General features: G+C 43.2%; 21 protein-coding genes. 14 read left to right on the top strand and 7 right to left on the bottom strand.

Annotation, left to right across the window (positions count from 1 at the left end):
* Nucleotides 1-68: 68 nt before the first annotated feature.
* On the bottom strand, nucleotides 69-446 hold the full coding sequence (locus I595_RS14070) for a hypothetical protein (RefSeq protein ID WP_245628296.1): 378 nt from the start codon (nucleotides 444-446) through the stop codon (nucleotides 69-71).
* 50 nt (nucleotides 447-496) lie between these two features.
* Here I595_RS14070 and I595_RS14065 point away from each other — a divergent pair, with 50 nt between their 5' ends.
* The 9 genes from I595_RS14065 to I595_RS14025 all read left to right on the top strand — a co-directional run bounded on the left by I595_RS14065 (nucleotide 497) and on the right by I595_RS14025 (nucleotide 9,499).
* A complete protein-coding gene (locus tag I595_RS14065; protein ID WP_054560063.1) occupies nucleotides 497-874 on the top strand; it encodes a DoxX family protein in 378 nt (125 codons plus the stop codon).
* Nucleotides 875-884: 10 nt separating this feature from the next.
* Complete coding sequence (locus tag I595_RS14060; RefSeq protein WP_054560062.1) at nucleotides 885-1,448, top strand: DUF427 domain-containing protein; 564 nt, start codon at nucleotides 885-887, stop codon at nucleotides 1,446-1,448.
* A gap of 187 nt (nucleotides 1,449-1,635) precedes the next feature.
* Nucleotides 1,636-2,778: an SPFH domain-containing protein gene (locus I595_RS14055; RefSeq protein WP_054560061.1), complete on the top strand. Its 1,143-nt coding sequence runs from the start codon at nucleotides 1,636-1,638 to the stop codon at nucleotides 2,776-2,778.
* Between the two features lie 148 nt (nucleotides 2,779-2,926).
* The gene (locus I595_RS14050) at nucleotides 2,927-4,021 is read left to right on the top strand and encodes a TFIIB-type zinc ribbon-containing protein (RefSeq protein ID WP_054560060.1); all 1,095 of its coding nucleotides are present in this window, start codon (nucleotides 2,927-2,929) and stop codon (nucleotides 4,019-4,021) included.
* Nucleotides 4,022-4,152: 131 nt separating this feature from the next.
* Entirely contained in the window at nucleotides 4,153-6,546 is a 2,394-nt protein-coding gene (locus I595_RS14045) for a hypothetical protein (RefSeq protein ID WP_157449753.1), read from the top strand.
* Nucleotides 6,547-6,557: 11 nt separating this feature from the next.
* On the top strand, nucleotides 6,558-7,082 hold the full coding sequence (locus I595_RS14040) for a hypothetical protein (protein ID WP_054560058.1): 525 nt from the start codon (nucleotides 6,558-6,560) through the stop codon (nucleotides 7,080-7,082).
* A 10-nt stretch (nucleotides 7,083-7,092) separates the two neighbouring features.
* Nucleotides 7,093-8,046 carry a DUF6175 family protein gene (locus tag I595_RS14035; RefSeq protein WP_054560057.1) on the top strand — a complete coding sequence of 318 codons (954 nt, stop codon included), beginning with the start codon at nucleotides 7,093-7,095 and terminating at the stop codon, nucleotides 8,044-8,046.
* An 11-nt stretch (nucleotides 8,047-8,057) separates the two neighbouring features.
* Nucleotides 8,058-8,990, top strand: coding sequence for a hypothetical protein (locus I595_RS14030; RefSeq protein ID WP_054560056.1), 933 nt, complete (start codon nucleotides 8,058-8,060; stop codon nucleotides 8,988-8,990).
* Between the two features lie 125 nt (nucleotides 8,991-9,115).
* Nucleotides 9,116-9,499 (top strand): DUF2306 domain-containing protein, encoded by a 384-nt coding sequence (locus I595_RS14025; RefSeq protein WP_054560055.1) that lies wholly within the window; start codon nucleotides 9,116-9,118, stop codon nucleotides 9,497-9,499.
* 164 nt (nucleotides 9,500-9,663) lie between these two features.
* On the opposite strand, the gene I595_RS14020 is transcribed toward I595_RS14025, so the two are convergent.
* The gene (locus I595_RS14020) at nucleotides 9,664-10,761 is read right to left on the bottom strand and encodes a lactonase family protein (RefSeq protein WP_083467610.1); all 1,098 of its coding nucleotides are present in this window, start codon (nucleotides 10,759-10,761) and stop codon (nucleotides 9,664-9,666) included.
* Between the two features lie 120 nt (nucleotides 10,762-10,881).
* Between I595_RS14020 and I595_RS14015 the strand changes: the two genes are divergently transcribed.
* A complete protein-coding gene (locus I595_RS14015; protein ID WP_054560098.1) occupies nucleotides 10,882-14,037 on the top strand; it encodes a S41 family peptidase in 3,156 nt (1,051 codons plus the stop codon).
* Here the strand turns inward: I595_RS14015 and I595_RS14010 are convergent.
* Genes I595_RS14010 through hemH form a run of 3 tightly spaced genes read right to left on the bottom strand, consistent with a single transcriptional unit; the run spans nucleotide 14,030 to nucleotide 17,289 of the window.
* Nucleotides 14,030-15,409, bottom strand: coding sequence for an MATE family efflux transporter (locus tag I595_RS14010; RefSeq protein ID WP_054560053.1), 1,380 nt, complete (start codon nucleotides 15,407-15,409; stop codon nucleotides 14,030-14,032). The genes I595_RS14015 and I595_RS14010 overlap by 8 nt on opposite strands.
* Before the next feature lie 23 nt (nucleotides 15,410-15,432).
* Nucleotides 15,433-16,215, bottom strand: coding sequence for a DUF3050 domain-containing protein (locus I595_RS14005; RefSeq protein ID WP_245628295.1), 783 nt, complete (start codon nucleotides 16,213-16,215; stop codon nucleotides 15,433-15,435).
* 39 nt (nucleotides 16,216-16,254) lie between these two features.
* Nucleotides 16,255-17,289 (bottom strand): ferrochelatase, encoded by a 1,035-nt coding sequence (gene hemH / locus I595_RS14000; protein WP_054560051.1) that lies wholly within the window; start codon nucleotides 17,287-17,289, stop codon nucleotides 16,255-16,257.
* Nucleotides 17,290-17,462: 173 nt separating this feature from the next.
* Here hemH and I595_RS13995 point away from each other — a divergent pair, with 173 nt between their 5' ends.
* On the top strand, nucleotides 17,463-18,389 hold the full coding sequence (locus I595_RS13995; protein WP_245628294.1) for an N-acetylmuramoyl-L-alanine amidase-like domain-containing protein: 927 nt from the start codon (nucleotides 17,463-17,465) through the stop codon (nucleotides 18,387-18,389).
* On the opposite strand, the gene I595_RS13990 is transcribed toward I595_RS13995, so the two are convergent.
* Together I595_RS13990 and I595_RS13985 are read right to left on the bottom strand one after the other, a co-directional pair.
* Complete coding sequence (locus I595_RS13990) at nucleotides 18,386-19,153, bottom strand: ThuA domain-containing protein (protein ID WP_083467609.1); 768 nt, start codon at nucleotides 19,151-19,153, stop codon at nucleotides 18,386-18,388. The genes I595_RS13995 and I595_RS13990 overlap by 4 nt on opposite strands.
* An 11-nt stretch (nucleotides 19,154-19,164) precedes the next feature.
* The gene (locus I595_RS13985; protein WP_054560050.1) at nucleotides 19,165-20,046 is read right to left on the bottom strand and encodes an AraC family transcriptional regulator; all 882 of its coding nucleotides are present in this window, start codon (nucleotides 20,044-20,046) and stop codon (nucleotides 19,165-19,167) included.
* A 203-nt stretch (nucleotides 20,047-20,249) separates the two neighbouring features.
* Between I595_RS13985 and hemA the strand changes: the two genes are divergently transcribed.
* From hemA to I595_RS13970, 3 genes are read left to right on the top strand one after another with little or no spacing between them, the layout of a single operon-like run.
* Nucleotides 20,250-21,506: a glutamyl-tRNA reductase gene (gene hemA, locus I595_RS13980; protein ID WP_054560049.1), complete on the top strand. Its 1,257-nt coding sequence runs from the start codon at nucleotides 20,250-20,252 to the stop codon at nucleotides 21,504-21,506.
* Nucleotides 21,503-22,426, top strand: a complete 924-nt coding sequence (gene hemC, locus I595_RS13975; RefSeq protein ID WP_054560048.1) for a hydroxymethylbilane synthase — start codon at nucleotides 21,503-21,505, stop codon at nucleotides 22,424-22,426. The genes hemA and hemC overlap by 4 nt, the downstream gene beginning before the upstream one ends.
* Nucleotides 22,401-23,090: a uroporphyrinogen-III synthase gene (locus tag I595_RS13970; protein ID WP_054560047.1), complete on the top strand. Its 690-nt coding sequence runs from the start codon at nucleotides 22,401-22,403 to the stop codon at nucleotides 23,088-23,090. Before hemC ends, I595_RS13970 begins: the two co-directional genes overlap by 26 nt.
* The last annotated feature ends 21 nt before the right edge of the window (nucleotides 23,091-23,111 follow it).

Genomic DNA, 23,111 nt, shown 5'->3' with positions numbered 1-23,111 from the left:
TTTTTTTTTGATGTGTGGCTGTTTTCCAATCACTAATTTTACATTAACAGTTTCAACTAAGCCCATAGTCACCATAGGTCCTCTTTAATGAGCAAAAATAAGATGGTGAAATTTAAGACCGCATAGAAAAAAGCAGGAAAGGATTTTACAAACCCATCTTTTATTTTAAGTCTGACCAAAAAGCCCAAAACCATTAAAATACCGAGTCCACCACTGGCCACCAACGCAAAAATAGGTTGGTAAAAAAGCAATAAAAGGCCAAGCGCGCCCAAAATCTGAAGCAGCCCATTGAGCGTCCTAAAATTAGCGAGTCCATAACGCTTAAATTCCAATACCATATACGGTGCAAACAAACAACTTAACCCAAATACCAAAAATGACACTGAGCTAAAAATAACGAGTACCTTAATCTCAAAAGAAAAAGCGATTAGATTTGGATTCCCCACAAATTTGTAGTAGATTTTGTTTAATTAAAATATAAAAATACTTAAACATAATGGAATATCTTATTTGGGGCATAAAAATAGTACTGTTTATCAGCATCATCAACGTTTGGTTTTTTAGGTTTAACAAGAAAACCCCTTGGCGCGGTGCCAAAGCCGGGAGCATGCAAGAAGAATTTAGTGCTTATGGGCTATCCAAAACTATGATGTACGCCATTGGGTTTTTAAAAGTGACCAGTGCTACCTTGTTGTTGATTTCCATAGCTATGCCAAAGCTCACCGTATACCCCGCCATCTTAATGGCCGTTTTGATGATGGGAGCCATTGGAATGCACTTTAAGATAAATGATGCCTTAAAAAAATCATTGCCCGCTTTCATATTTTTACTGCTCTCCGCCATTCTTATCTTACATAGTTCCGGAAACCTATAAACCTCTTGGGATGTCTAAACAGAAGCGGCAAATTCCAAACTGGTTGTCAAAAGCGCGGGACAAATGGACCTTTAACGGTACCACTAGGCCGCCATTTGCGGAGGAACCAAAAGAAGGTCAGGTTTCCGTTTGGGATTTTCCAAGGCCTCCGGCCATAGAAAAGGTTACGGAGGAAATCTCTATTTTCTGCGGGGACAAGCGTTTGGCCCTCACCAAGGGCGCACTTGCCATCTGTGAAACGGCTAGCCCTCCTACCTATTATATTCCCATCCAAGATGTGGAACTGCAACATCTACTGAAAATGCCACGAAAAAAAAGCCTATGCGAGTGGAAGGGAACTGCTGGGTATTGGGCCCTAAGGGACAACCCAAATCTTGCCGTTGGTTGGAGTTACGCCCATCCGTTCCCACCTTTTGAAGCACTGCAGCAGCACATCGCATTTTATCCGCAGCACCTCAATTGCTTTATTGGAAAGGAGAAGGTTCGTCCGCAGCCAGGTCAATTTTATGCGGGTTGGATTACTGATAACCTCTCCGGCCCGTTTAAGGGCGATCCGGGTACTGGACATTGGTAAGGACAAATGTACCATGGTAAGACATCAACCTTAATGGTACTTATTATAGAGTTCCCAAGCTGTATGTCCGTCCTTTGACCTGTTTTTTGGGCAAGCCCTGTAACTTCTTTGGCCGTTTGCACACCTATATCCCAAAAGCTGCATAGTTTTTAGTAGTTTTAAAACGCAAACTTGTAAAATCGTATTCATGGATATTTTTAGCAAAATCAAAGAAAAACTGAGTCATGAGTTTATTGATATTGTAGAATGGTTAGATTATAGTGACGACACCATTGCGCATAGGTTTGAGCGCTACCAAAATGAAATTAAAAATGGTGCAAAACTTATTGTGCGCGAGGGACAGACAGCCGTTTTTGTCAATGAAGGACAATTGGCAGATGTGTTCACCCCTGGCACTTATGACCTCACCACGCAGAACCTTCCCATCCTAACTACCCTAAAAGGTTGGAAATATGGATTTAATTCTCCTTTTAAGGCCGAAGTCTATTTTGTGAACACCCATTTATTTACGGATGAAAAATGGGGCACCAAAAATCCTGTAACCCTGAGTGATGAGCGCTTTGGCCTTGTGGAAATCCGTGCTTTTGGCACCTATGCCTTTAAAATTGCAGATGCGGGAAAGTTTATTATTGATATAGTAGGAACGGACAATAACTTCACCAATTTTGAAATCAACGAGCATTTAAAAAGCCTGATTGCCACCCGTTTTACGGATACCGTTGGGGAGGCCAACCTGCCCATTGAGCTTTATGCCGCCAATACTTCAGAGCTATCAGAGACTTGCCAAGAGGTAATGAAGCCTGAATTTTTATCCGTGGGGATTTCTTTGGAAAAGTTTTATATCGAAAATGTTTCGATGCCAGAAGACCTCAAGAAAGAGATTTTTGAGTACAGCCGTATAGACAAGTTGGACTTGGACAAACTCACCAAGTTCAAAACGGCCAAAGCCATTGAGGCAGCCGCCAAGAACGAAGGGGGTACGGCCGGTGCGGGCATGGGCATGGGCATGGGCTTTGTACTTGCCCAACAAATGGGCGGAATGATGGGAGGAAACATGAACATGGGGCAACAGCAAGGTTTTCCTAAGGCTGGCGGAACCGCTGTCCCACCACCGATACCCGCAGCAGTACAGTACTTTTATGCGGTTAACGGCACACAACAAGGCCCAGTTTCTTTTGAACAATTGGGTACCTTATTTGCCAACCGCACCATCAATAGGGACAGCCTGGTCTGGAAACAAGGAATGGCCAACTGGACGGCACTGCAAGAGGTGGAAGAATTAAAATCATTTTTGGGGGGCAATACGCCACCGCCACTACCTGGGGCATAAGCCCAAAATGTTCGGAGAAAATTGACTTTAGACCGCATGATAGACCGCATGTGGAGACGGTGGGTAAGCAAGCATTTTGTCTCCCATACGGCGAAAACCACCTTCGTTTTACTTAAGGTAGAAACTAGAAATCAAGACGCAAATTCCCTTGGAAGAAACCATTAAAAACACGGAATTGAAAAAACCCTGCATCAATTGCGGGGCAGAATTGCGGTACCAACCTGGAACCAAAAATATAAGTTGTGAGTATTGTGGGCATCTTGAGGAAATTGCCTTGGGCGAGCATGGGTTTAAAGAGTTGGAACTGTACCCTTACTTAAAAGAGATGGGCGCGCAAAAGCATAGTGAGGAGATTTCTATGCTCAACTGTAAAAACTGTGGGGCCAACCAACATATTGAGGAAAACTACAAATCGCTTCACTGTGTGTACTGCAGTATGCCCTTAGTACTGGAGGACGCCTATAAAGAAGACTGGATTTTGCCAGGAGCCGTCCTCCCATTCCAAATAGACCAAAAAAGGTCTTTCCAAATTTTTCAACAGTGGGTGAAAGGCCTTTGGTTCGCCCCCAACAAACTTAAAAAAGCGGCTCTTGACCCCCAGTTCACCAAAGGGTTATATCTCCCCTATTGGACTTTTGATGCGCAACTAAAGGCCACGTATTCCGGCCAACGCGGTGTGTATTATTATGAAAACAAACGGGTAAGGAACAGCCAGGGAAAAATGGTGAACCAAAGGGTACGTAGGACCCGTTGGTATCCAGCGTCCGGGAAAATAGCAGGTTTTGTGGACGACACCTTGGTAAAGGCATCCCAACAAAGACAGGGACGTATCCCCACCAAAATTGCCCATTGGAACCTAAAACTGTTACAACCCTTTAACTCTAGTTTTTTACGGGGTTTTGTGACCGAAAAATATACCATCCCTTTAAAGCAGGGCCATCTTACCGCCAAGGGCGAAGCAGAAAGAATTGCGAAACGTTGGTGCAGACAAGATATTGGTGGTGATACCCAACGCCTTACCCATATGGACATGAGCTTATCGGAAGAAACATTTAAGCACATATTACTGCCCGTATATGTAAGCGCATACCGTTACAACGGTAAAGAATACAACTTCTTTATTAACGGTGAAAACGGAAATATCTCTGGTTCACGACCCTATAGTTTTTGGAAAATCTTTTTTACCGTGGTCTTGGTATTACTGCTGATTGCAGCAATCGTAATCCTTGCAAGAAATAACTAATTGCAATCCCTATATTTTTCGCCTTTTTACTACAGATTTTTCGGCGTACCTAGATTAAAATACCCACTAATGGGTATTTTAAACCCAATGATTGGGTTTTAGTTTTACCCACAACTAAACCAACCCAACCTGTGCACACATCAAAATCCCTCCGCTGTCTTTTTATGACCCTCTGTTTGGGCTTTAATGGCCTGGCACAATCCAATGACCCAATTAAAATTCCATTTACCACGACCAATGGGTTTACGGGGCAGGCCACTTTTGAGTTTTCCTACGCGCTAGAAAATTTCTACAAGTTAAGAATAGATATAAAAGAAGTTCAAATCACCCAATTAACAACCTCCCTTGGGGAATTTTCCAAGGACGACCTCAACGCAGAGGGCATCACTTTTCCGTTTGATTGTGCTGATTGTTCCTTACAAATTAAAGGCACAACAAGTGGCCCCACCCTCCCCTTTGAATTTGATACCAAAGTATCTCCCAACCATATCGTCACCGTAAAAATGTCTTCCCCTGTACCAGAGGAAGAGGAAGCGTATCAAAAAGCTAAGAGGGATTGGGAAAAAAACACGGTCATTTCTAACATTGACGTATTGATTGCAGATGGTACAGAATTAAACAAGGCCATCAGTGCGGTTAAAAGATACGGGCAAAGAACCGTAGATCAAGAAAAAATGGATAGGCTTTTAGAGGAATTGGCAACGGTGCCCCAAAGTGAGTGGAAGGGTAAAATCTATGCCAATCGTTCCAGTTTCTACGACAAAAAACGTCCGGACAGCCTATTGCTGGCCGTTAGGGAAGGGCGTTTTACCCCAATCAGCTCCAAAACCAACATGCCTAAAAGCAATGGTACGTTACCGTTGAACCCCAACCAAGACCAAATGGAGGCAATACCGGAAGCAAAAGAAACAACCACCCATTCCGGTAACTGCGAACAACAACTAGCTGCGCTTGAGGCCAGAAAGAAAAACGCTTTGGCAGATGAGGATTATTTGGCGGCCGCAAGTTTTAAAGCATTGATCCAGGATATTAAAGAGGGTTGTAATGCTAAAGAAAACAGCCAAGAACCCATAATGGATGCAACCGTAAGGGTAACAGAATTAAAGGTTCCCGCGATGGTAGAAGAGGAGCAAGAGCTACAAGAATCCCAAACAATGACAACGCATCCTACAGAAAATCCTACCGCGGTATCGGATGTGACTCAAGAAAAAACACCTTCCCTTAGCACCTTAATAGGCGGTAAAACGGAAGACAGCACCCTAGCACAATTAACGGAACATCCTGACAAGGATACGAAAGAAAATCCCAGCGCTTTGTCCGCTATCGTTTCCAACGTACCCAAAAAAAATTCAAAAAAAGCCAAAAAACTCGGCAAATCGGATTTTGAATTCTCCAGCGACCTAAGTAAGTACAAACGTAGTTCCCTGCACTCCATGATGATCCAAAACCCCGGTGCGGAACAGGCAGAAGTAATACAGCAGACTTTTTTGGAAAGACCACTCCCGGAAAAATTCAACACCCACCACATTCCCAAGAATTTTATCAGGGTGGCCAGAAAGGCCAGAAAACAAGACAAGGTGATAACGGACTATTTAAATAGAAATGCGGTAGCCCGTGAATTGGTGGCCAAATGGTTCAACAGAAATGAAAGAGGGGAGTTCAACATGGATTTAATTGCAGAAAGGGGCCACTATAACGCCACTGTTTTTGATGTCAATATCGCCAAAAAATCGGAACGCGGACTAGCCATGTTGGCCGATGCCGGGGAACAACTTATAAGCAACACCTTTGTCATAGTAACGGACTACAAATACACCAATAAAGAGGTAGTTGCCAAAAAGACAGGATTTCTGTCCAGCATGGTTTCTGCAGCGGCCAACATGGCCGGCGCAGGTGATGTTGCCTTGGTGGCAGATGCCGTAACCGTTGGCACCGCCATTGCCGGGAAGGGATATATTGTAAAAGCAACTTCCTACCTGTACAGATTGGTTTGGAACGAAAGGATAGCGAATACCTTCTATAATGAAATGTGGGTAGATGAAAACAACTTTGACGACTCCAAAAAACGGGCTTTTGACACTACCGATCTTTTTCAATTGGCCCTTATTGGATATGAAACCGACTGGTCCGACGTTCAGTCCTCTGCATTTACCAATAAATCTGATGCAGAATTGATACAAAGGGCCACAATTAAGGCAACGGACCAGGCCATTGCCAAACTACAGCGCAAATATGAAATCTTTAGGACCAAAACCCCATTGATCAGCACCGAGCCCCTTGCCGCAAAAATTGGGTTAAAGGAAGGACTTGAAAAAGGGGACAAGTTTGAGGTCTTGGAACAGTATCTACAAAAAGACGGTTCCGTGGGTTACAAAAAAGTTGGGGTTATCAAAGTGGACAAATACCATATTTGGGATAACAGGTATGCAGCAGCGGAAGAAAATCCCTCTTCCTTGGAGTATACCACCTTCTCTGGGGCAAAGAACAAATATTATCAAGGGATGTTAATTCGTCAAATCAACTAAAAAGCAAAATTATGAAGCACAAAGGGCTCTTATTTATTTTAATCGTTTCCCTATTGGCCTTGACTAAGGCAAACGGGCAACGAAACCAAAGGCAGGCAGATGCAGCAACCAAAGATTGGCGGTATGATATTGAGTGCGTAAATACGGGAAAACAAGGTTTTAAGCTAATCAAGATTTGGTCCTATGCCAAAAAGCCAAAATTAGCGGTTTCCCAATCTTGGAAAAACGCCGTACACGGAATCATTTTTAAAGGATTCTCCGGTACCGGCAGAAGCTGTACAGGTTTTAGGCCGTTAATGAACAAGGCCATGACAGAAAAACAATACAAGGAATTTTTCAAAGAATTCTTTATGGATGGTGGAGATTACAACCAATATGTCACGGATGCCGCTGATGGGCTCATTGACCCACGGGACGTGTTAAAAGTGAATAAGAAGCTGTACAAAATAGGTATCGTAGTTAATGTACATACAGATGCCCTGCGTAAAAGGCTGGAGCAAGAAGGGTTTATTAGTGCACTATCTGACGGATTTTAAAACTGGAACAATGAAAATAAAAACAACTTTATTCCTAATAGCAGTAACGCTGTTTACCATAGGTGTTACTGCACAGGCAAAAAAGCCTACGCTCATGGTTGTGCCTAGTGATGCTTGGTGCATTACCAATGGATACTATCTTATGTTCAATGACCAAGGCAACACCATAAAAATACCGGATTATAAAAGGGTGTTCCAAGAAAATACGGAAGTCTTGCAAGTCATCAGCCAAATCAACGGCATGATGGCGGAGCGCGATTTTCCTTTAAAAAACATGGAATCCGTGATACGCTCACTGGAAATGGACAGTGCAGAGGATGCCATGCGCACCTCAAAAAACACTGGAAGCGATGTTAGTGAGTCTCCCATAGATGCCCTGAAGAAAGTTGCCAAAGCGGATATCATTATACAACTCACTTGGACCCTTAATAAGGTAGGGCCAAAAAAGTCGGTCAATTTTAACCTTCAAGGACTTGATGCCTACACCAACAAACAGGTAGCAACAGCAACAGGGACGGGCGAACCCTCATTTGCGGCGGAGCTTCCCGTATTATTGTCCGAGGCGGTAATAGCACATATAGACAATTTTACGGCCACCCTACAGGATCATTTTGAGGATATGTTCAAAAACGGCCGTGAAATCGTTGTCCGCATTCAGACTTGGGAAGACTGGGACAATGACCTGGAAACGGAGTACAACGGGGAAGAACTAGGTTATATTATTGAGGATTGGCTGGCAGACAATACCGTAGCCGGAAGATTTAGCACTACGGATATGACGGCATCCATGGCATTGTTTGAGCAGGTGAGGATCCCCTTGTACACAAAATCTGGCAGACCCACCGATGCCCGAAGGTACCTAAGGGATTTGAGCAAGTTTTTAAAAAACAGCCCCTATGCAGTTCCCAATAAATTGGTCATGCGGGGTCTTGGTAGGGCAACATTAATCTTAGGAGGAAAATAACAATGAAGACTATGAAAACAATCACATTTCTTTTATGTGCCATAACCTGGTGTACCACCGTGGCACAACAAGACAACTATGGGATTACACTTGGGGCGCATATCCCCGCACAGGCAGAAGACATTCCACAAGGGGCCAAACAATTCTTGTTGAACAAACTCGGAAAAATAATAACCGATAATGGCATAAGCGATGATGTAAACAATCCCCGCTTTATCCTAGTGCCCAATGTAACGGTGCTCTCTAAAAATATAACTCCCACGGCTCCTCCTAAGATAGCCTATGCACTGGAGGTAACGCTGTACATAGGGGACGGTATTGGGGGAAACCTCTTCCAATCGCAAAGCATAATGGCAAAAGGGGTTGGGACCAATGAACTAAAGGCATATACCTCAGCCATAAGAAGCATCAACACATCACATCCAAAAATTAAAAAACTGATCAATGACGGCAAAAATGAAATCTTGGCGTATTATGATCAGCAATGTGATGCCATTGGAAAAAAAGCGGCGGCTCTGGAGGCCAGCGGGCAAACCACCAAAGCACTTATCACCATTTTAAATATTCCAGAGGCATCCAACTGTTTTAACCAACAGAACAGAAAAATTGCCAGCTTGTACAAAAAGGCCATTAATGAGGATTGTAGTCGTAAATTAAACGCTGCAAAGGCCCTGTGGGCGGGAAATCAAGATTTAGGGACCGCAAACACTATTGGGGAACTGTTAGCAAGTATTGAGCCTAGGGCTTCCTGTTTTTCGGAAGTAAAGTCTTTTTATCAAAAGCTTAGTGATCGGGTAATGGAGTTATCCGATCGCGGATGGGAATACCAATTGATGGAGCTTGAGGTTGATAAAAGCGAGATTGAGGCAGCTAGGGCTATCGGCGTCGCTTTTGGCACCAACCAAGCCCAAAATGTGACGTATAACACCAGAGGTTGGTTTTAAGGCAATAAAGAAATAGTACTTTGCGGATGCTGGCCCAAAAACATCACCAGAACCAAGTCCTTAAAAGATACAGTGAAATCCCAATGAATCCCCGGGGCTATACTTGGATATTGTATCTTTAAAAGATGTATGATTTTTTAATGTACACCCATTTAATGACCGTCTTACCCTGTATCATCTTGGGAGCATACGGTCTTTTAGGTAAAAAAGGAACCCAGACCCATAGAACGCTAGGTAAGCTGTATATGGTCTTAATGCTTTTTACCGCTGTAATCACCCTTTTGATGCCGGCCGTAGTGGGACCTCAATTTTTAAATCATTTTGGATGGATTCACCTTTTTAGTATTCTAACCCTGTGGACCGTACCCACGGCATATACGGCCATTAGAAAAGGAAATGTTAGGGCCCACCAACGTAAAATGGTATTACTTTATGTGGGCGCTATACTTATTGCGGGTGGCTTTACATTGTCCCCAGGACGCTATTTGCACGAGTTATTTTTTGGGTAGGCCAAGGGAATAGTATATTATGGCACAAAGTATACCAGATATACGTTTTTAAAATTTGGAATAGGGAGTTTCCTTAGCAGCTTAGTTTGCGTGGCTTGCCTGCCTATCCGGAAGCAGGTTCCCAATAGTCTGGTTACCACACCAGCTAAGGTTAAAAAGTAACCCTAACCAAAAACCAAACATACCGGACTGCCTATTTCCACTTCATGTAAAAACGATAAGGTGCCTTTTTCCTTATCTCTGGCAAATACCGTTATGTTGTTGCTGCGTTTGTTGGCCACCAAAAGATAATTCCCGGATGGGTCCAAGGTAAAATTTCTTGGCTGTTCTCCACCAACCGAGGTGCGCCCCACTTGGGTTAGTTTTCCGTTTTCTTGGTTTACAGCAAAGACCACAATGGTATTTTCACCGCGATTGGAACCATATAAAAACCTTCCATCCTGGGATAAATGGATATCTGCGCAAGAATTTTTACCGTTAAAGTCGGCCGCTAATGTGGGTACGGTTTGCTGGGGCTGATAATTGCCCTCCTTGTCACGCTGCAACACTGTAATAGTGGAATTTAGTTCATTAATGACGTACAAGAACTGTTGATTGCCGTTAAACACAAAATGCCTAGGCCCTGCTCCCTTTACCATTGCAATGGAGGCCTGGTTGGCAGGAATCCACCCATAGGGTTGTTTTTGATATCGTTTGATGGCATCAAGCCCCAAATCGGCCACAAAAAGACCGTCAGAATTAAAGTGGGCCTTGTGCACGTGCGGAGCAACCGTGGTATCCTCTGTTTTATGGTCCAACACCTGCCTGTCTGCCAAGCCTCCATCTTCCGCTAGGTCAAAAACCGCTAAATTTCCTCCGGTATAATTGGATACGGCCAATTGGCCATTCCCAGAAACTGCCACATGGCAGGGGTGCGCGCCGCCAGAGCCTTTGCTGTTTATTTCCTTGAAAAGACCATCTTTTATGGAGAAAGCCGTTACCCCACCACCTAGCGAGTCAAAATCCGCAGTTTCCTGCACGGCATATAAATAGTCTTTGTTTTCTGTCAAAGCCAAGAAAGAAGGGTTGGGCAACGCTGCCATGAGCTCCTTGGCACCAAGAGTGCCTTGGGTCGCATCGAATGTAAGCTTGTAAATCCCTTTGCTTGTGCCGTCTGTATACGTGCCAACAAATACATCATAGGTTTCCATAGGTAGTCGTTTTTCTTGGCACCCCATAAGAAAAGTGATGACAATAAGGCAAAAACTAAAATTACATCTCATAATCCAGTATTGTAAGGTTATAAAAATACACAACTCCTCCAGATTATTTTGCCAAATCCAAAGCCGCTGCACCAAAAGTATAATTTCGTAATTTCAAGTTCTATCAAAATGACCAACACTATGATACAAAGAACGATGACCCTGCTTTTAATGGCTTTTCTTTTTATGAAGACCAACGCACAATCCCCTTATTTTTTATTGGACCCAACAATTTCGCCAAATGCCAAGACCATTGTTTTTTCATATGACGGTGATCTCTGGAAGGTAAGTGCCACCGGCGGATTGGCAACCCGCATCACCGCTATGGCTGGAGAGGAGACACTGCCACGGATTTCTCCAGATGGTATGTGGCTTGCTTTTACTTCTAATGCCCTTGGCAATAGAAACATCTATGTCATGCCCATGACGGGTGGGGAAATTAAACAACTGACATTCCATGACGGATCTGATGAAGTAGACAGTTGGTCTTGGGATTCAAAGACTATTTATTTTACCTCCAATAGGGAAAATCGCTATTCTGGATATACGGTCTCCAAGGAGGGAGGAACCCCAAAACGTCTTTTTGGCCATTATTTTCATACCGTGCATAATCTTGCCATACGCCCCAATAGCAATGAATTGTTCTTTAATGAAAGTTGGGAAAGTAAAAACTTCACCAACCGTAAGCGATACAAGGGCGCCTACAATCCCGATATCAAATCGTATGACTCCAAATCAGGAACCTATAAAGAGTATACCTCCTACAACGGAAAAGATATGTGGGCCTCATTTGATCGCAACGGAAAACTGTTCTTTGTGTCTGATCAGGCCAATGGGGAATATAACCTCTATACTTTTGAAAATAGCATCAAAACACAGCTTACTTCCTTTAAAACGTCTATTGGCAGACCGCAGGCCAGTGCCAATGGAGAGGCTGTGGTCTTTTCCAAAGACTATCAAATTTTCTTATACGATGTTGCCAACAAACAAACGAATATAGTACCCATTCAATTGGGCAATAAAAGTACCTTGGACAACCATCAAGACTTTGATGTCATGGGTAACATTACCTATTTCTCTGTTTCTCCGGACAACAAAAAGCTGGCATTTATTTCTAGGGGTGAACTTTTTGTGTCTGATACCAAAGGGAAGTTCATAAAACAAATACCCCTTAAAAACAAGGAAAGAATAAAGGAAGTCCACTGGTTAAAAGACAACAATACGGTACTGTTTACAAGGACAGTTAAGGGATATACCAATCTTTTTACCAAGACCATAAATTCCAAGGAACAAGAAAAGCAACTCACCAAAGACGCAAGAAACAACCTTAACCTTAGCTTGAATGCAGATATGACCAAAGCGGTGTACATCAGTGGCCGCGATGAACTTCGGTTATTGGACTTAACAGACTTTAGGAGTGAGGTCTTGGTCAAAGATGAGTTTTGGGCGCTATATGCTCCACAACCCCATTTTTCACCAGATGGAAAGTATGTGGTATTTACTGCCTACCGGAATTTTGAAAACGATGTTTTTACCATACGGTTAAGTGATAAAAGGGTAAACAATCTCACCCAAACCGGGGTTACCGAAACCAGTCCGGCATGGTCTCCGGATGGGAGGTATATTTATTTTGCCTCAAACCTGACCAAACCCAGCTATCCATACGGCCTGCAAAACCCAAAGATTTATAGTATGGCATTGGACAAGTATGAAGAACCTTATGTGCTGGATGAGTTTGAAAAGCTTTTTAAGGAGGAGGAGAAGGAAATCGAAACGAAAGATAAGAAGAAGGATAAGAAAGCTGAAACCGGTAGAAAAAAAGATGAGGTTCCCGTCCGTATCAATAAAAAAGGATTAATGGAACGGTTGCAACGGGTGAGTCCATCCTTTGGCTCCCAGTATAACCCTGTGGCCCATTCAAAAGATAAAGCAACATACCTGTTCTATGTAAGTGACCACGATGAAGGTAAGATGAAGCTGTGGAAAACCACTTTTGAGCCTTTTGAAGAAGATAAGACGGAAATAGTGGTGGACGAGAAGGTTCAGGGTTATCAAATTAAAGTTGCAAAAGACCAATACTACCTATTGGTTAAAGGTGCCATTCATACCCTTGATATTAAAGGCAACAAAACCGAAAAAATCAAGATTTCAAATACATTTAGAAGAAACTTATCAGAAGAATTCCACCAAATGTTCTATGAAGCATGGGCTGGTTTTGAAGAGAATTTTTATGATAAAGACTTTCATGGGGAAGACTGGCAAAAATTGCGGGATCAATATGCCCAGTATTTGCCCTACATCACTAAACGGTCACAATTACGACTACTCTTCAATGATATGCTGGGCGAGCTCAACACCTCTCACTTTGGATTTTATTCCAACGGAAAGGAAGAAAGTGCGTTTTACAAAAATGCTACCATGCATACGGGAATCCTATTTTCAAATGATGACCCTTATTTGGTAGAACGAATTTTAACCGACGGTCCGGCAGACATTACCGGAATGACCCTGAGAAAAGGAGACCGTTTAATTAAGGTCAATGACCAAGAAATAGACGAAAAATTGAACAGAGAATCCTATTTTGTGTTGCCCTCACGCGACAAGGAGATGACCTTGACTTTTTCAAGAAATGATAATCCCATAACCATTAAAGTACATCCTACAAGCACCAATACTGCTCGCACGCTTATGTATGACGAATGGATGGATGCCAATCAAAACTACGTGGACCAAAAAAGTAACAAAGAAGTTGCTTATATCCACATGAAAAACATGACTGGGCGAGAATTGGAACGTTTTAAACGCGAAATGGTATCTGAGGCCAACGAAAGAAAAGCCCTGATTTTAGATTTACGATATAATACAGGTGGTAATGTGCATGACGAAGTGTTGCAGTTTCTATCGCAAAAACCGTATTTAAAATGGAAATATCGTGAAGGAAAATTGGCGCCTCAACCTAATTTTGGACCCGCTGCTAAACCTATCATTGTCTTAATCAATGAACAATCCTTAAGCGATGCTGAAATGACCTCGGCAGGTTTCAAAGAACTAGGTTTAGGGACTCTGATAGGTACAGAAACCTATCGTTGGATTGTGTTTACCTCTGGCAGTGGATTGGTTGACGGCTCTTTTTATCGATTACCTTCATGGGGTTGCTACACCCTTGATGGTAAAAACCTAGAGAAAGAAGGTGTGCAACCCGATATTTTAGTGAAAGAAACCTTTAAAGACCGCTTGGACGGAAACCAACCCCAGTTAGATCGAGCCTTGCAGGAAATTTCAAAGCAGCTCAATTAGACAAAGTGCTCTTTATCTCCCGGTGCAAATACCAACCTGTGACCACCGTAGCCAGCACATCGGCTATCGGAAAAGATAACCAAACCCCTAAGGTCCCCATAAAATTTGGTAAGACCAGAATAAGGGGGATAAAGAAAAACCCTTGGCGTGTCAAGGTGAGCAAAAGGGCAGGGCGTGCCTTCCCTATGGCCTGAAAATATGCTGCCCCAATCAATTGCAAAGCGATGATGGGCGTTGCCAAGAAGACCATTCGCATGGCAAAAGGGGCATGTTCCAACACATACGCATTGGCCAATATTTCTTTTTGGGGCAAATTGGCACGGTCACTTAAAAACAGACCGGCCAGTTCTGCCGGAAACACCATTAGGATGATAAATACCATGGTAGCCACGAGGGCGGCGTATTTGATAGCGGTGTAAATGGATGCTTTTACCCGTTGTTTCTTTGCTGCGCCATAATTATAGCCGGCAATGGGCAAAAAACCTTGGGTAACACCGTACACTGGAAACAAGGCAAACATCAACATACGACCTATAATGGCATAGACCGCTACCAGCGCCTCGCCGCCAAGACCAAATAAAATATTGTTCAACAACAGGTAAATAACACTGGTCACCGCTTGTCTTGCCAAGGTAACAAAACCCAAGGAGGCTATTTCCCTTAGAATGGGCAGCTTTAGCGAGAAATGAGAGAGATTAGGGGTTAAGCTAGAGTTTTTGGACAGAAAGAAATAGGTAATATAAGCCAGACAAAGCAGGTATCCGGCTGTGGTAGCCCAAGCGGCACCGTGCATGCCCCAATCAAAGACATAAATAAAAAGGTAATCCAGAAATAAGTTGCCCACAGATGGAATGATCATGGCAATCATGGCAAATCTGGGCTTGCCCTCTGCGCGAATCACGGTATTACCCATCATACAAAGGGCCAAAAAAGGGACTCCGTACAGCACAATGGTATAGTACACCTTGGCTGGTTCAAAAATGGCTCCTTTACCACCAAATGCGGGAATAAGGGCATTCACAAAATATAGTCCCGCAAAGACCATACTTATAGTGACCAAAAGCGTTAAGGTAATCTGGTTGCCAAAAGTGTGAAGGGCCTTTTCTTTGTTATCGGCACCCAATGCCCGGGATATAATACTGGACCCACCAATGCCGATGGCCATTCCTAGGGCAGCGATAAAAAAGGAGACCGGCAAGACCACATTAATGGCCGCAATGGCAATGGAACCAATCCAATTGCCCACGAAAATGGAATCTACCAACACGTTTAGAGACATCACCAAAATGCCGATAGAAGCGGGTACGGCCTGTTTTACAAGCAGTTTTCCTATAGGCGCGGTGCCCAATTGTTCTGATGATACGTTAGGCATACGGTATTACCTCTATGGCGCCATTATGCGGTCTCTAGTTTTTCTTTTGCAATGTTGTCATAAACTCCATTCCACAATTTAATCCTGGAGGTTAAGGCTTGTTTCGCTACAATAAGTACATCATCCCATTTTTTAGTATCATTCCCACAGAGTTCCTGAATCATTTTTAATGCTAAAGGTCCATGTTCCTCCCCATCCAAATCTATATGCCGTTGCAGATAGTAGGTCAATTTGCGGTAGTCAGTCCTATAATTTTTATTACTTTTTTCTAGAATGCCCAAAAACATGTCAGGTATGACATCTTCACGACCAAAAGTGAAGGCAGCCGCTATTTTATGTGGCTCACCAGTACTAATGATGCTGAAGGTAAAATTCAAAAAATCAGCGATATATTCTGGCAGCCCTGCTTTTTTAATCGCTTTATTGATGGTGTTCACGTCCGAAACGGATTGCAAGAACGCATGAATTGGTCTTGTGTCTGCGCCAACCTCATTCATGGCGTCAAGATACATCTCAAAATGACTTTTAGTCAACCCTTGTTCATCAATGTCTGTCTCTTCTTCAAGAACTATTTCATTGATAAAGCGGGCCGTATTTGCATTGGTAACCGGTTTCCAAGGCAGTGTTTGCCCTGTCAACTTTAATTGTAGTGCTTTTAACAATGACATAAAATCCCAGACGGCATAGATATGGCTTTCCATAAACACGGTGATATCAGTCACTGTTTGAAGTTCTTGATAAACCTTATGATTCTTGATTTCGGCACGGAGACCCGCTAGTTCATTATTGATTTTATCGAGCATCATTCTATTCTACCTTTTAATAGTTATTACACAGGTTTTATATTACACTGGCAACATGGCCTTGTCTTGCCAATCTTTAATCCACTTTGCCATTAGGGCCACCCATTGGTCACGGTCGTTCAAACAAGGGATGTGCTTAAACTCTTCCCCACCCGCTTCTTTAAATTCCTCTTCGCCCTCCATGGCAATTTCTTCCAAGGTTTCCAAACAGTCAGAAACAAAAGCTGGCGTAATCACGGCCAATTTTGTCTTTCCTTCCTTGGCCAAACGTTCAAACTCATAATCGGTATATGGTTTTAACCAAGGGTCACCTGCCAATCTGGATTGGAAAGAGCTACTTACCTTGTCATCGGGCAGACCCAAATAGGCTTTCACCAATTCTGTGGTGTCGTAGCATTGGTGCCTGTAACAGGTATGGTGGGCCACTGAATTGATGCTACAACAGCTGCCATCTATCTTACAATGGAATTTGGTGGGGTCGGATTTGCGGATATGGCGTTCGGGAATCCCATGGTATGAAAACAGTACATGGTCATAGGCAAAACCTTCCAATCCCTCGGCAATGCTATCCCCCAATACTTTAATGTAGTCTGGACTACGATAAAAAGCGGGCATGGTGGTCATACGCATCTTTGGAAAATACTTTTGCTGGTCTTCCATGGCCTTCACCACCACCGTCTCATAAGAAGACATGGCATAATGCGGATAGAGCGGTACCAATAGCACCTCATCCACATTTTGGTCAGCCAATTGTTGCAGACCTTCCTTGATACTACCGCTGCCGTAGCGCATGCCAAGCGCCACTGGGAGCTCCGTATGCTTTTTAACCTTGTCCGCAAAGCGTTCTGAAATGACGATCAAAGGAGAGCCTTCCTCCCACCAAATTTTGGCATAGGCTTTAGCCGACTTTTTGGGTCGTGTTTGTAGGATAATTCCACGAACCAATAGATTTCGTAACAAGGGCGGCACGTCTATAACACGTCCATCCATTAAAAACTCATCCAAATATGGCTTTACATCTTTAGCGGTAGGGCTGTCCGGTGAGCCCAAATTGACCAGTAATACTCCTTTTTTCACAGCAAATATTTTAGGTGAAATGGTACGTTGTTTGGTGCAGGTTAAAAAGTTGGATCTTTCAACTAAATATCGGCCTTTTATCCTTCCGTAACCTTTGCTGAAAAAGCGAAAAAAGACCGGGAACCATCAAAAAAATAGTTCTGTTCACCTTAAGCCAAAACCGTTGACCCCATTTGGGTGCAAAGTTACGATATGGCTCCCATTTTGGTTTTAAGGAATGGAATAACTTTTATTATGGTGAAATAGATAACTTTGATGCTATGGAAAGGTATTACATTGGGTTGGTTCTTCTGTTTTTTCCAATGCTGCTTGTGGCCCAAGTTAACTGTACGGATACGGATAAAGCGCTAGTGCTGCAAAAAATAGAACAGCTCAACCAGCTAGATATTGCTGAGACCAACGATGGAATCATTACCATCGCCAAAACATTTCTGGGGACGCCCTATGTGGCCAAGACTTTAGAAATTGGTGAAACCGAGTCCTTGGTGGTGAACCTGCAAGGTTTGGACTGCACCACCTTTGTGGAGAATGTTTTGGCCTTTGGGCTGCTTCAAAAACAAGGGAACTGGACATTTGACGATTTTACCAAAAATTTAAGGGCCATTAGGTACAGAAATGGGGTTCTAGACGGTTACGCCTCCCGTTTGCATTATTTTACGGATTGGATAAGAAATAACGAAACCAAGGGATTGGTGCGTGATATTACCACAGATTTAGGCGGAAATGCAATGGACAAGAACATCAATTTCATGGGAACCCACCGGGAGTTGTACCCTTTTCTGCAGAATGACGAAAACTTTGGACAGATTTTGAAAACAGAAATGGAACTGGCCAAAGAGCCGTTTTGCTACCTGCCCACAGCACAACTTATAGCAGTGGAAAACCAATTGCGTTCTGGTGATATCATAGCATTGGCCACATCCATAAAAGGTTTGGACGTTACCCATACCGGTTTTGCGATACGCCAGCCCTCTGGGCGTATTCATTTGTTACATGCATCCATTTCTGGCGAAGTGACAATTAGCGAAGCGCCTTTAGTGGACTACCTCAACAAGGTAAAAAACAATATTGGCATTCTAGTGGCCAGGCCCACCCGTTAATCGCGATTTAAGCACCACTCAATGGCACCCAACAAATGCTGGCGAAATTCTGGTTCATCAAAGGACTCCTCTGTATGCCCGCCTCCTGTATAGTATGCACGTCCCCCATCAAATTCATGGTACCATGCAATAGGGTGGCTATCGCCATTGGTGCCGCCCTCATAGCTGGATTCATCCAAATTAAGTACCACCTGCATATCAGGGTTCAAGTTTTTGTAATTGTACCACTCGTCGGTGCGTACCCAAGTATCTGGCAGATGTTTGCTAGAGGCATGTGTTTTGTCTATACGTTGGATACTCGCGGTACGAACATTGGGATTATTGGGATGCCCGTTAAAATAACCCCCTACCAATTTGCCGTACCAAGGCCACTCATATTCCGTGTCTGCGGCGGCGTGGATTCCCAAAAAACTCCCTCCATTTTGGATATAACTTTCAAACGCCTTTTGCTGTGATTCATTGAGTACATCTTGTGTGGTGCTCAAAAACACAACGAGCTTGTAATTCTTTAGATTTTCTGGATTAAAATCTGAAGCCGTTTCTGTCCGCAGCGCAATAAACCCATTGGCCCGCCCCAGCTGCTTTAAGGTCAACGCCCCTTTTTCTATCGACTTATGCCTAAAGCCCTCCGTTTTGCTAAAAACCAATACCAGTTCCGGTATGGCGGCCGTTACTGGTAGCCCCGGCGGTTCTGTATAATTTTGGGCAGATAGGGTAAACGTGGCCAGTAAAACAAACAAGGTACATTGCTGTAAAAGGTGCATGGAACTATAGTTTAATTGGTTGAAGTTAAATATTTTTTGGGGGTTGTACCGTATTTCTTTTTAAAGGAGGCTATAAAATGGCTGGCCGTGCTGTAGCCTACTTTTAACCCCACCTCATTTACATTATACTTGCCGGTTTCCAACATATTCCGGGCATATTCCATCTTATAATCAAACAAAAAACCAAAAACAGATTCCCCATAAATCTGCTTAAAACCTTCTTTTAGTTTTCTAAGGCTCAAACCAATTTCCTCAGAAAGCTCTGCCAAGGTAGGGGGCTCTGCCATTCTGGAGATAATAATTTCCTTGGCCTTGCGGATACGCCTTACGTTATCCTCGTCCGCCAAAAAGGGACATTGTTCAATATCGGCGTCCTCCGTTTTATTGAAGTAGAGGGAAATTAATTCATAAATTTTTCCCTTGACATAAAGGGTTTTGATGGAAGGGTGCAGGTTGTAGTTCATTAACTGGCTCAACACCACAGCCATGGCCGGTGACAGCACTTCTTGTGTATAGTATTTCTTTTCCCCGGAGACATCACTTAATATTGGAATATAGGAGGCCTCTTTGGAAAAGAGCGAATGGAATTTCCTGATGGACATGACCACGGAAAGCATCCAGGAATTGGGTTGCAATACCAGATTTAGGGGTAAATCTTTTTGGGTATTGTACAACAGGAGCGAATTTTCCTCAGAGACTTCCAACGCGTATGCCCCATTATTGAACAAAAATCTAGCCTTCCCCTTGAGGGAAAAATGAAATTGGATGTAGGAGCTATCAATATCCCTAACATACTTATCGGTATCCTGGGTATCGTTTTGAATCTTAAGCACATAAAAGCCATCATCCACCAATATTTCCTCGTAAGAACCGATAACGACATTTTCTTTCATAACCGTATTTGTTTACTACGGAGGAAGCTATTTAGAATCGCTCTAAACAGTACTCCATATTTTGTTTAAAGACAATAAACATAAGGTTTTAGGGCTATTTTTCCAAAAAATAGCCCGTTCATCCTTATCATGATACAAATTGTACCGCAAGCGTTATTTTTTAAATTTCGTTGCTTCTATTTTTGCAATCAGGTTTGAGTATAATGAAGAATTATAACCTTTCTAGACATAGTTCCTTTTTTGCTGTGGGACTAAGTTACAAAAAGGCAGAAGCGGATGTGCGCGGAAAGTTTAGCCTTGACGTGCCCAAAATCGATGCCATCATACAGGACGCCAAAGCCAAGGGAATTGAAGGACTCTTAGCGATTTCTACCTGTAACCGAACCGAATTGTTTGCCTTTGCCCAGCATCCTTACCAACTTATCAAATTACTGTGCGATCACACCCAAGGGTCTGTGGAAGAATTTCAGGATGTTGCCTACATTTACAAAAACCACGACGCCATAGACCATTTATTCCGTGTGGGTACCGGCTTGGACAGCCAGATTTTGGGAGATTTTGAGATTATCAGTCAAATCAAGCAAAGTTTTTCACGCTCCAAAAAACATGGGATGACCAACCCTTTTTTAGAACGCCTTTGCAACTCTGTCATACAAGCCAGTAAACGCATTAAAAACGAGACGGAAATCTCTACCGGCGCAACCTCGGTATCGTTTGCTTCTGTAAAGTATATCCTCAATGAAGTACAGGAGGTGTCCAAAAAGAACATTTTGTTGTTTGGGACGGGCAAAATAGGCAGAAACACCTGTGAAAACCTCGTAAAACATACAGATAATTCCCATATTACCCTCATCAATAGAACCAAGGAAAAAGCAGAGGCCATTGCAGGGAAGTTTAAATTGATCGTTAAGGATTACGGGGATTTACAAACAGAGATACGCAAAACGGATATTTTAGTGGTCGCAACGGGAGCGCAGCTGCCAACGGTATCCAAATCCCTGCTCCATACCAAAAAACCTTTGTTGATTTTAGACCTCTCCATTCCAAAAAACGTTTCCGACGACGTGAGGGAGTTACCCAATGTCTCCTTGGTACATTTAGACGAGCTTTCCCAAATTACGGATAACAATCTAAAAAAACGCAAAGCCTATATCCCCAAAGCGCGAGCCATCATTGAAGATGTGAAAACAGATTTTGTAAAATGGCTGGAAACCAGAAAATTTGCACCGGTAATCAATGCACTAAAGGCCAAATTAATGACAATGAAGGATGAGGAGTTGGATTTTCAGTCCAAAAAGCTCCAAGATTTTAACGAAGAACAGGCCGCATTGGTCTCTGAGCGCATCATCCAAAAGATAACCAAACAATTTGCCAATCACCTACGCACTTCCGAAATGGACACAGAAGATAGTTTGGCACTGATACAACGGGTATTTCAATTAGAACTTCAAGAAAAATGAGCAAGGTGATTCGTATAGGTACACGCGATAGCGAATTGGCGCTGTGGCAGGCCAACACCGTACAGGAAAAGTTAGAAACACTTGGGCACAATACCACCTTGGTTCCGGTAAAATCCGCTGGGGATTTAGTGTTGGACAAACCCCTTTATGACATGGGAATCACCGGTATCTTTACCAAAAGCTTGGATATTGCGCTCCTTAAGGGTGATATTGACATCGCCGTCCATTCCATGAAGGATGTCCCTACCCAACTCCCAAAAGGAGTGGTGAAGACCGCTGTTTTGGAACGCGCGGTATCCACCGATATCTTGGTGCATAAGGGAACGGATTTTTTAGAAGGAAAGGGCACCATTGCTACAGGTAGCCTTAGAAGAAAAGCACAATGGCTAGCCAAATATCCAAAACACAAAATGGTAGATTTGCGGGGCAATGTAAATTCCCGTTTGATTAAACTCATTGAAAATGATTGGAACGGAGCCATCTTTGCCAAGGCAGGTTTAGAACGCATAAAACTATTGCCCAAGGACGCAGTTGCCCTGGATTGGATGGTACCCGCACCCGCGCAGGGTGCCATGTTGGTGGTAGCACTGGAAAAGAACACTGAAGTTGTAGCAGCCACCGCTAGCCTCAACCATACAGCCAGTGACATCGCCACTGCCATAGAAAGGGAATTTTTAAGAACCCTGGAAGGTGGCTGTACGGCACCTATTGGGGCTTTGGCCACTATAAAAGACGATACGGTATATTTTAAGGGATGCCTTCACGCACTGGATGGCAGTACCTTTGTAGAGGTCATTAAAGAACGCCCATTGGGTAAGGTAGCTGGTTTTGGCAAAAGCTGTGCCTATGAGGTATTGGAGCGCGGTGGCAAACAATTGATGGAAGACATAAAAAATGAGCTCAACAATACTGTCCACTAAACGCTTGAGCCTAGCGCAAAAAGAATTGGTGCTCCACGGAAACCTAGGTTTAGTGGAATATGACGCCATACACATTCGCTTGGTGGATTTTAATTTCAATGGCCAATATGACTGCCTTGTCTTTACCAGCCAAAATGCGGTTCTAAGCTATGTAAGACGTAAGAAATTGGCAACACCCACCTTAAAAGGGACAGTTGGGAATAGGGCCGTTTGCGTTGGTGAAAAAACAGCCTTGTTACTGGAGCGGAATGGAGTGGAAGTGCTGGCCAGCGCAGCGAATGCCAAAACATTAGGGCAACTTATTTTAGAAAAGTTTCCAGATACTTCCTTTTTATTTGTATGTGGAAATTTAAGGCGGGAGTACTTGCCTTGTTTATTTCAAAAACATAACATTCGGTATAAAGAAGTAGTAGCATATGAAACCACTTTACGGCCAAGGCTATTTAAACGAAAATTTGATGCCATCCTGTTTTACAGCCCCAGTGGGGTGCAAAGCTATGTAGCCCTGAACGCTCTGGCGAACACCACCGCTGTTTGTATTGGGCCTACCACTTTGGCAGAAGCAAAAAAATATACCCATAAGGTAATACAAGCAACAAAACCAACGGTGGAAAATGTCATTGTACAAGCGGTAAAGTATTCTAGTACAGCTAAAAACCCATGAATTTTTCTACTTCCGTGAACC

The organism is Croceitalea dokdonensis DOKDO 023, assembly GCF_001306415.1.
In the GTDB taxonomy this organism is placed as follows: Bacteria; Bacteroidota; Bacteroidia; order Flavobacteriales; family Flavobacteriaceae; genus Croceitalea; species Croceitalea dokdonensis.
Note: the sequence above shows the minus strand (reverse complement) of the source record. Positions and strands in the feature narration are given on the sequence as shown.

Bases quoted from the DNA above. Each gene is read 5' to 3' on its own strand.
- I595_RS14065 (WP_054560063.1), top strand. From the start codon at position 497: ATGGAATATCTTATTTGGGGCATAAAAATAGTACTGTTTATCAGCATC.
- hemA (WP_054560049.1), top strand. From the start codon at position 20,250: ATGAAGAATTATAACCTTTCTAGACATAGTTCCTTTTTTGCTGTGGGA.
- I595_RS13990 (WP_083467609.1), bottom strand. From the start codon at position 19,153: ATGCACCTTTTACAGCAATGTACCTTGTTTGTTTTACTGGCCACGTTT.
- I595_RS14030 (WP_054560056.1), top strand. From the start codon at position 8,058: ATGAAAACAATCACATTTCTTTTATGTGCCATAACCTGGTGTACCACC.
- I595_RS14005 (WP_245628295.1), bottom strand. From the start codon at position 16,215: ATGATGCTCGATAAAATCAATAATGAACTAGCGGGTCTCCGTGCCGAA.
- I595_RS14015 (WP_054560098.1), top strand. From the start codon at position 10,882: ATGATACAAAGAACGATGACCCTGCTTTTAATGGCTTTTCTTTTTATG.
- I595_RS13970 (WP_054560047.1), top strand. From the start codon at position 22,401: ATGAGCTCAACAATACTGTCCACTAAACGCTTGAGCCTAGCGCAAAAA.
- I595_RS13985 (WP_054560050.1), bottom strand. From the start codon at position 20,046: ATGAAAGAAAATGTCGTTATCGGTTCTTACGAGGAAATATTGGTGGAT.
- hemC (WP_054560048.1), top strand. From the start codon at position 21,503: ATGAGCAAGGTGATTCGTATAGGTACACGCGATAGCGAATTGGCGCTG.
- I595_RS14035 (WP_054560057.1), top strand. From the start codon at position 7,093: ATGAAAATAAAAACAACTTTATTCCTAATAGCAGTAACGCTGTTTACC.
- I595_RS14010 (WP_054560053.1), bottom strand. From the start codon at position 15,409: ATGCCTAACGTATCATCAGAACAATTGGGCACCGCGCCTATAGGAAAA.
- I595_RS14060 (WP_054560062.1), top strand. From the start codon at position 885: ATGTCTAAACAGAAGCGGCAAATTCCAAACTGGTTGTCAAAAGCGCGG.
- I595_RS14040 (WP_054560058.1), top strand. From the start codon at position 6,558: ATGAAGCACAAAGGGCTCTTATTTATTTTAATCGTTTCCCTATTGGCC.
- I595_RS14025 (WP_054560055.1), top strand. From the start codon at position 9,116: ATGTATGATTTTTTAATGTACACCCATTTAATGACCGTCTTACCCTGT.
- I595_RS14020 (WP_083467610.1), bottom strand. From the start codon at position 10,761: ATGAGATGTAATTTTAGTTTTTGCCTTATTGTCATCACTTTTCTTATG.
- I595_RS14055 (WP_054560061.1), top strand. From the start codon at position 1,636: ATGGATATTTTTAGCAAAATCAAAGAAAAACTGAGTCATGAGTTTATT.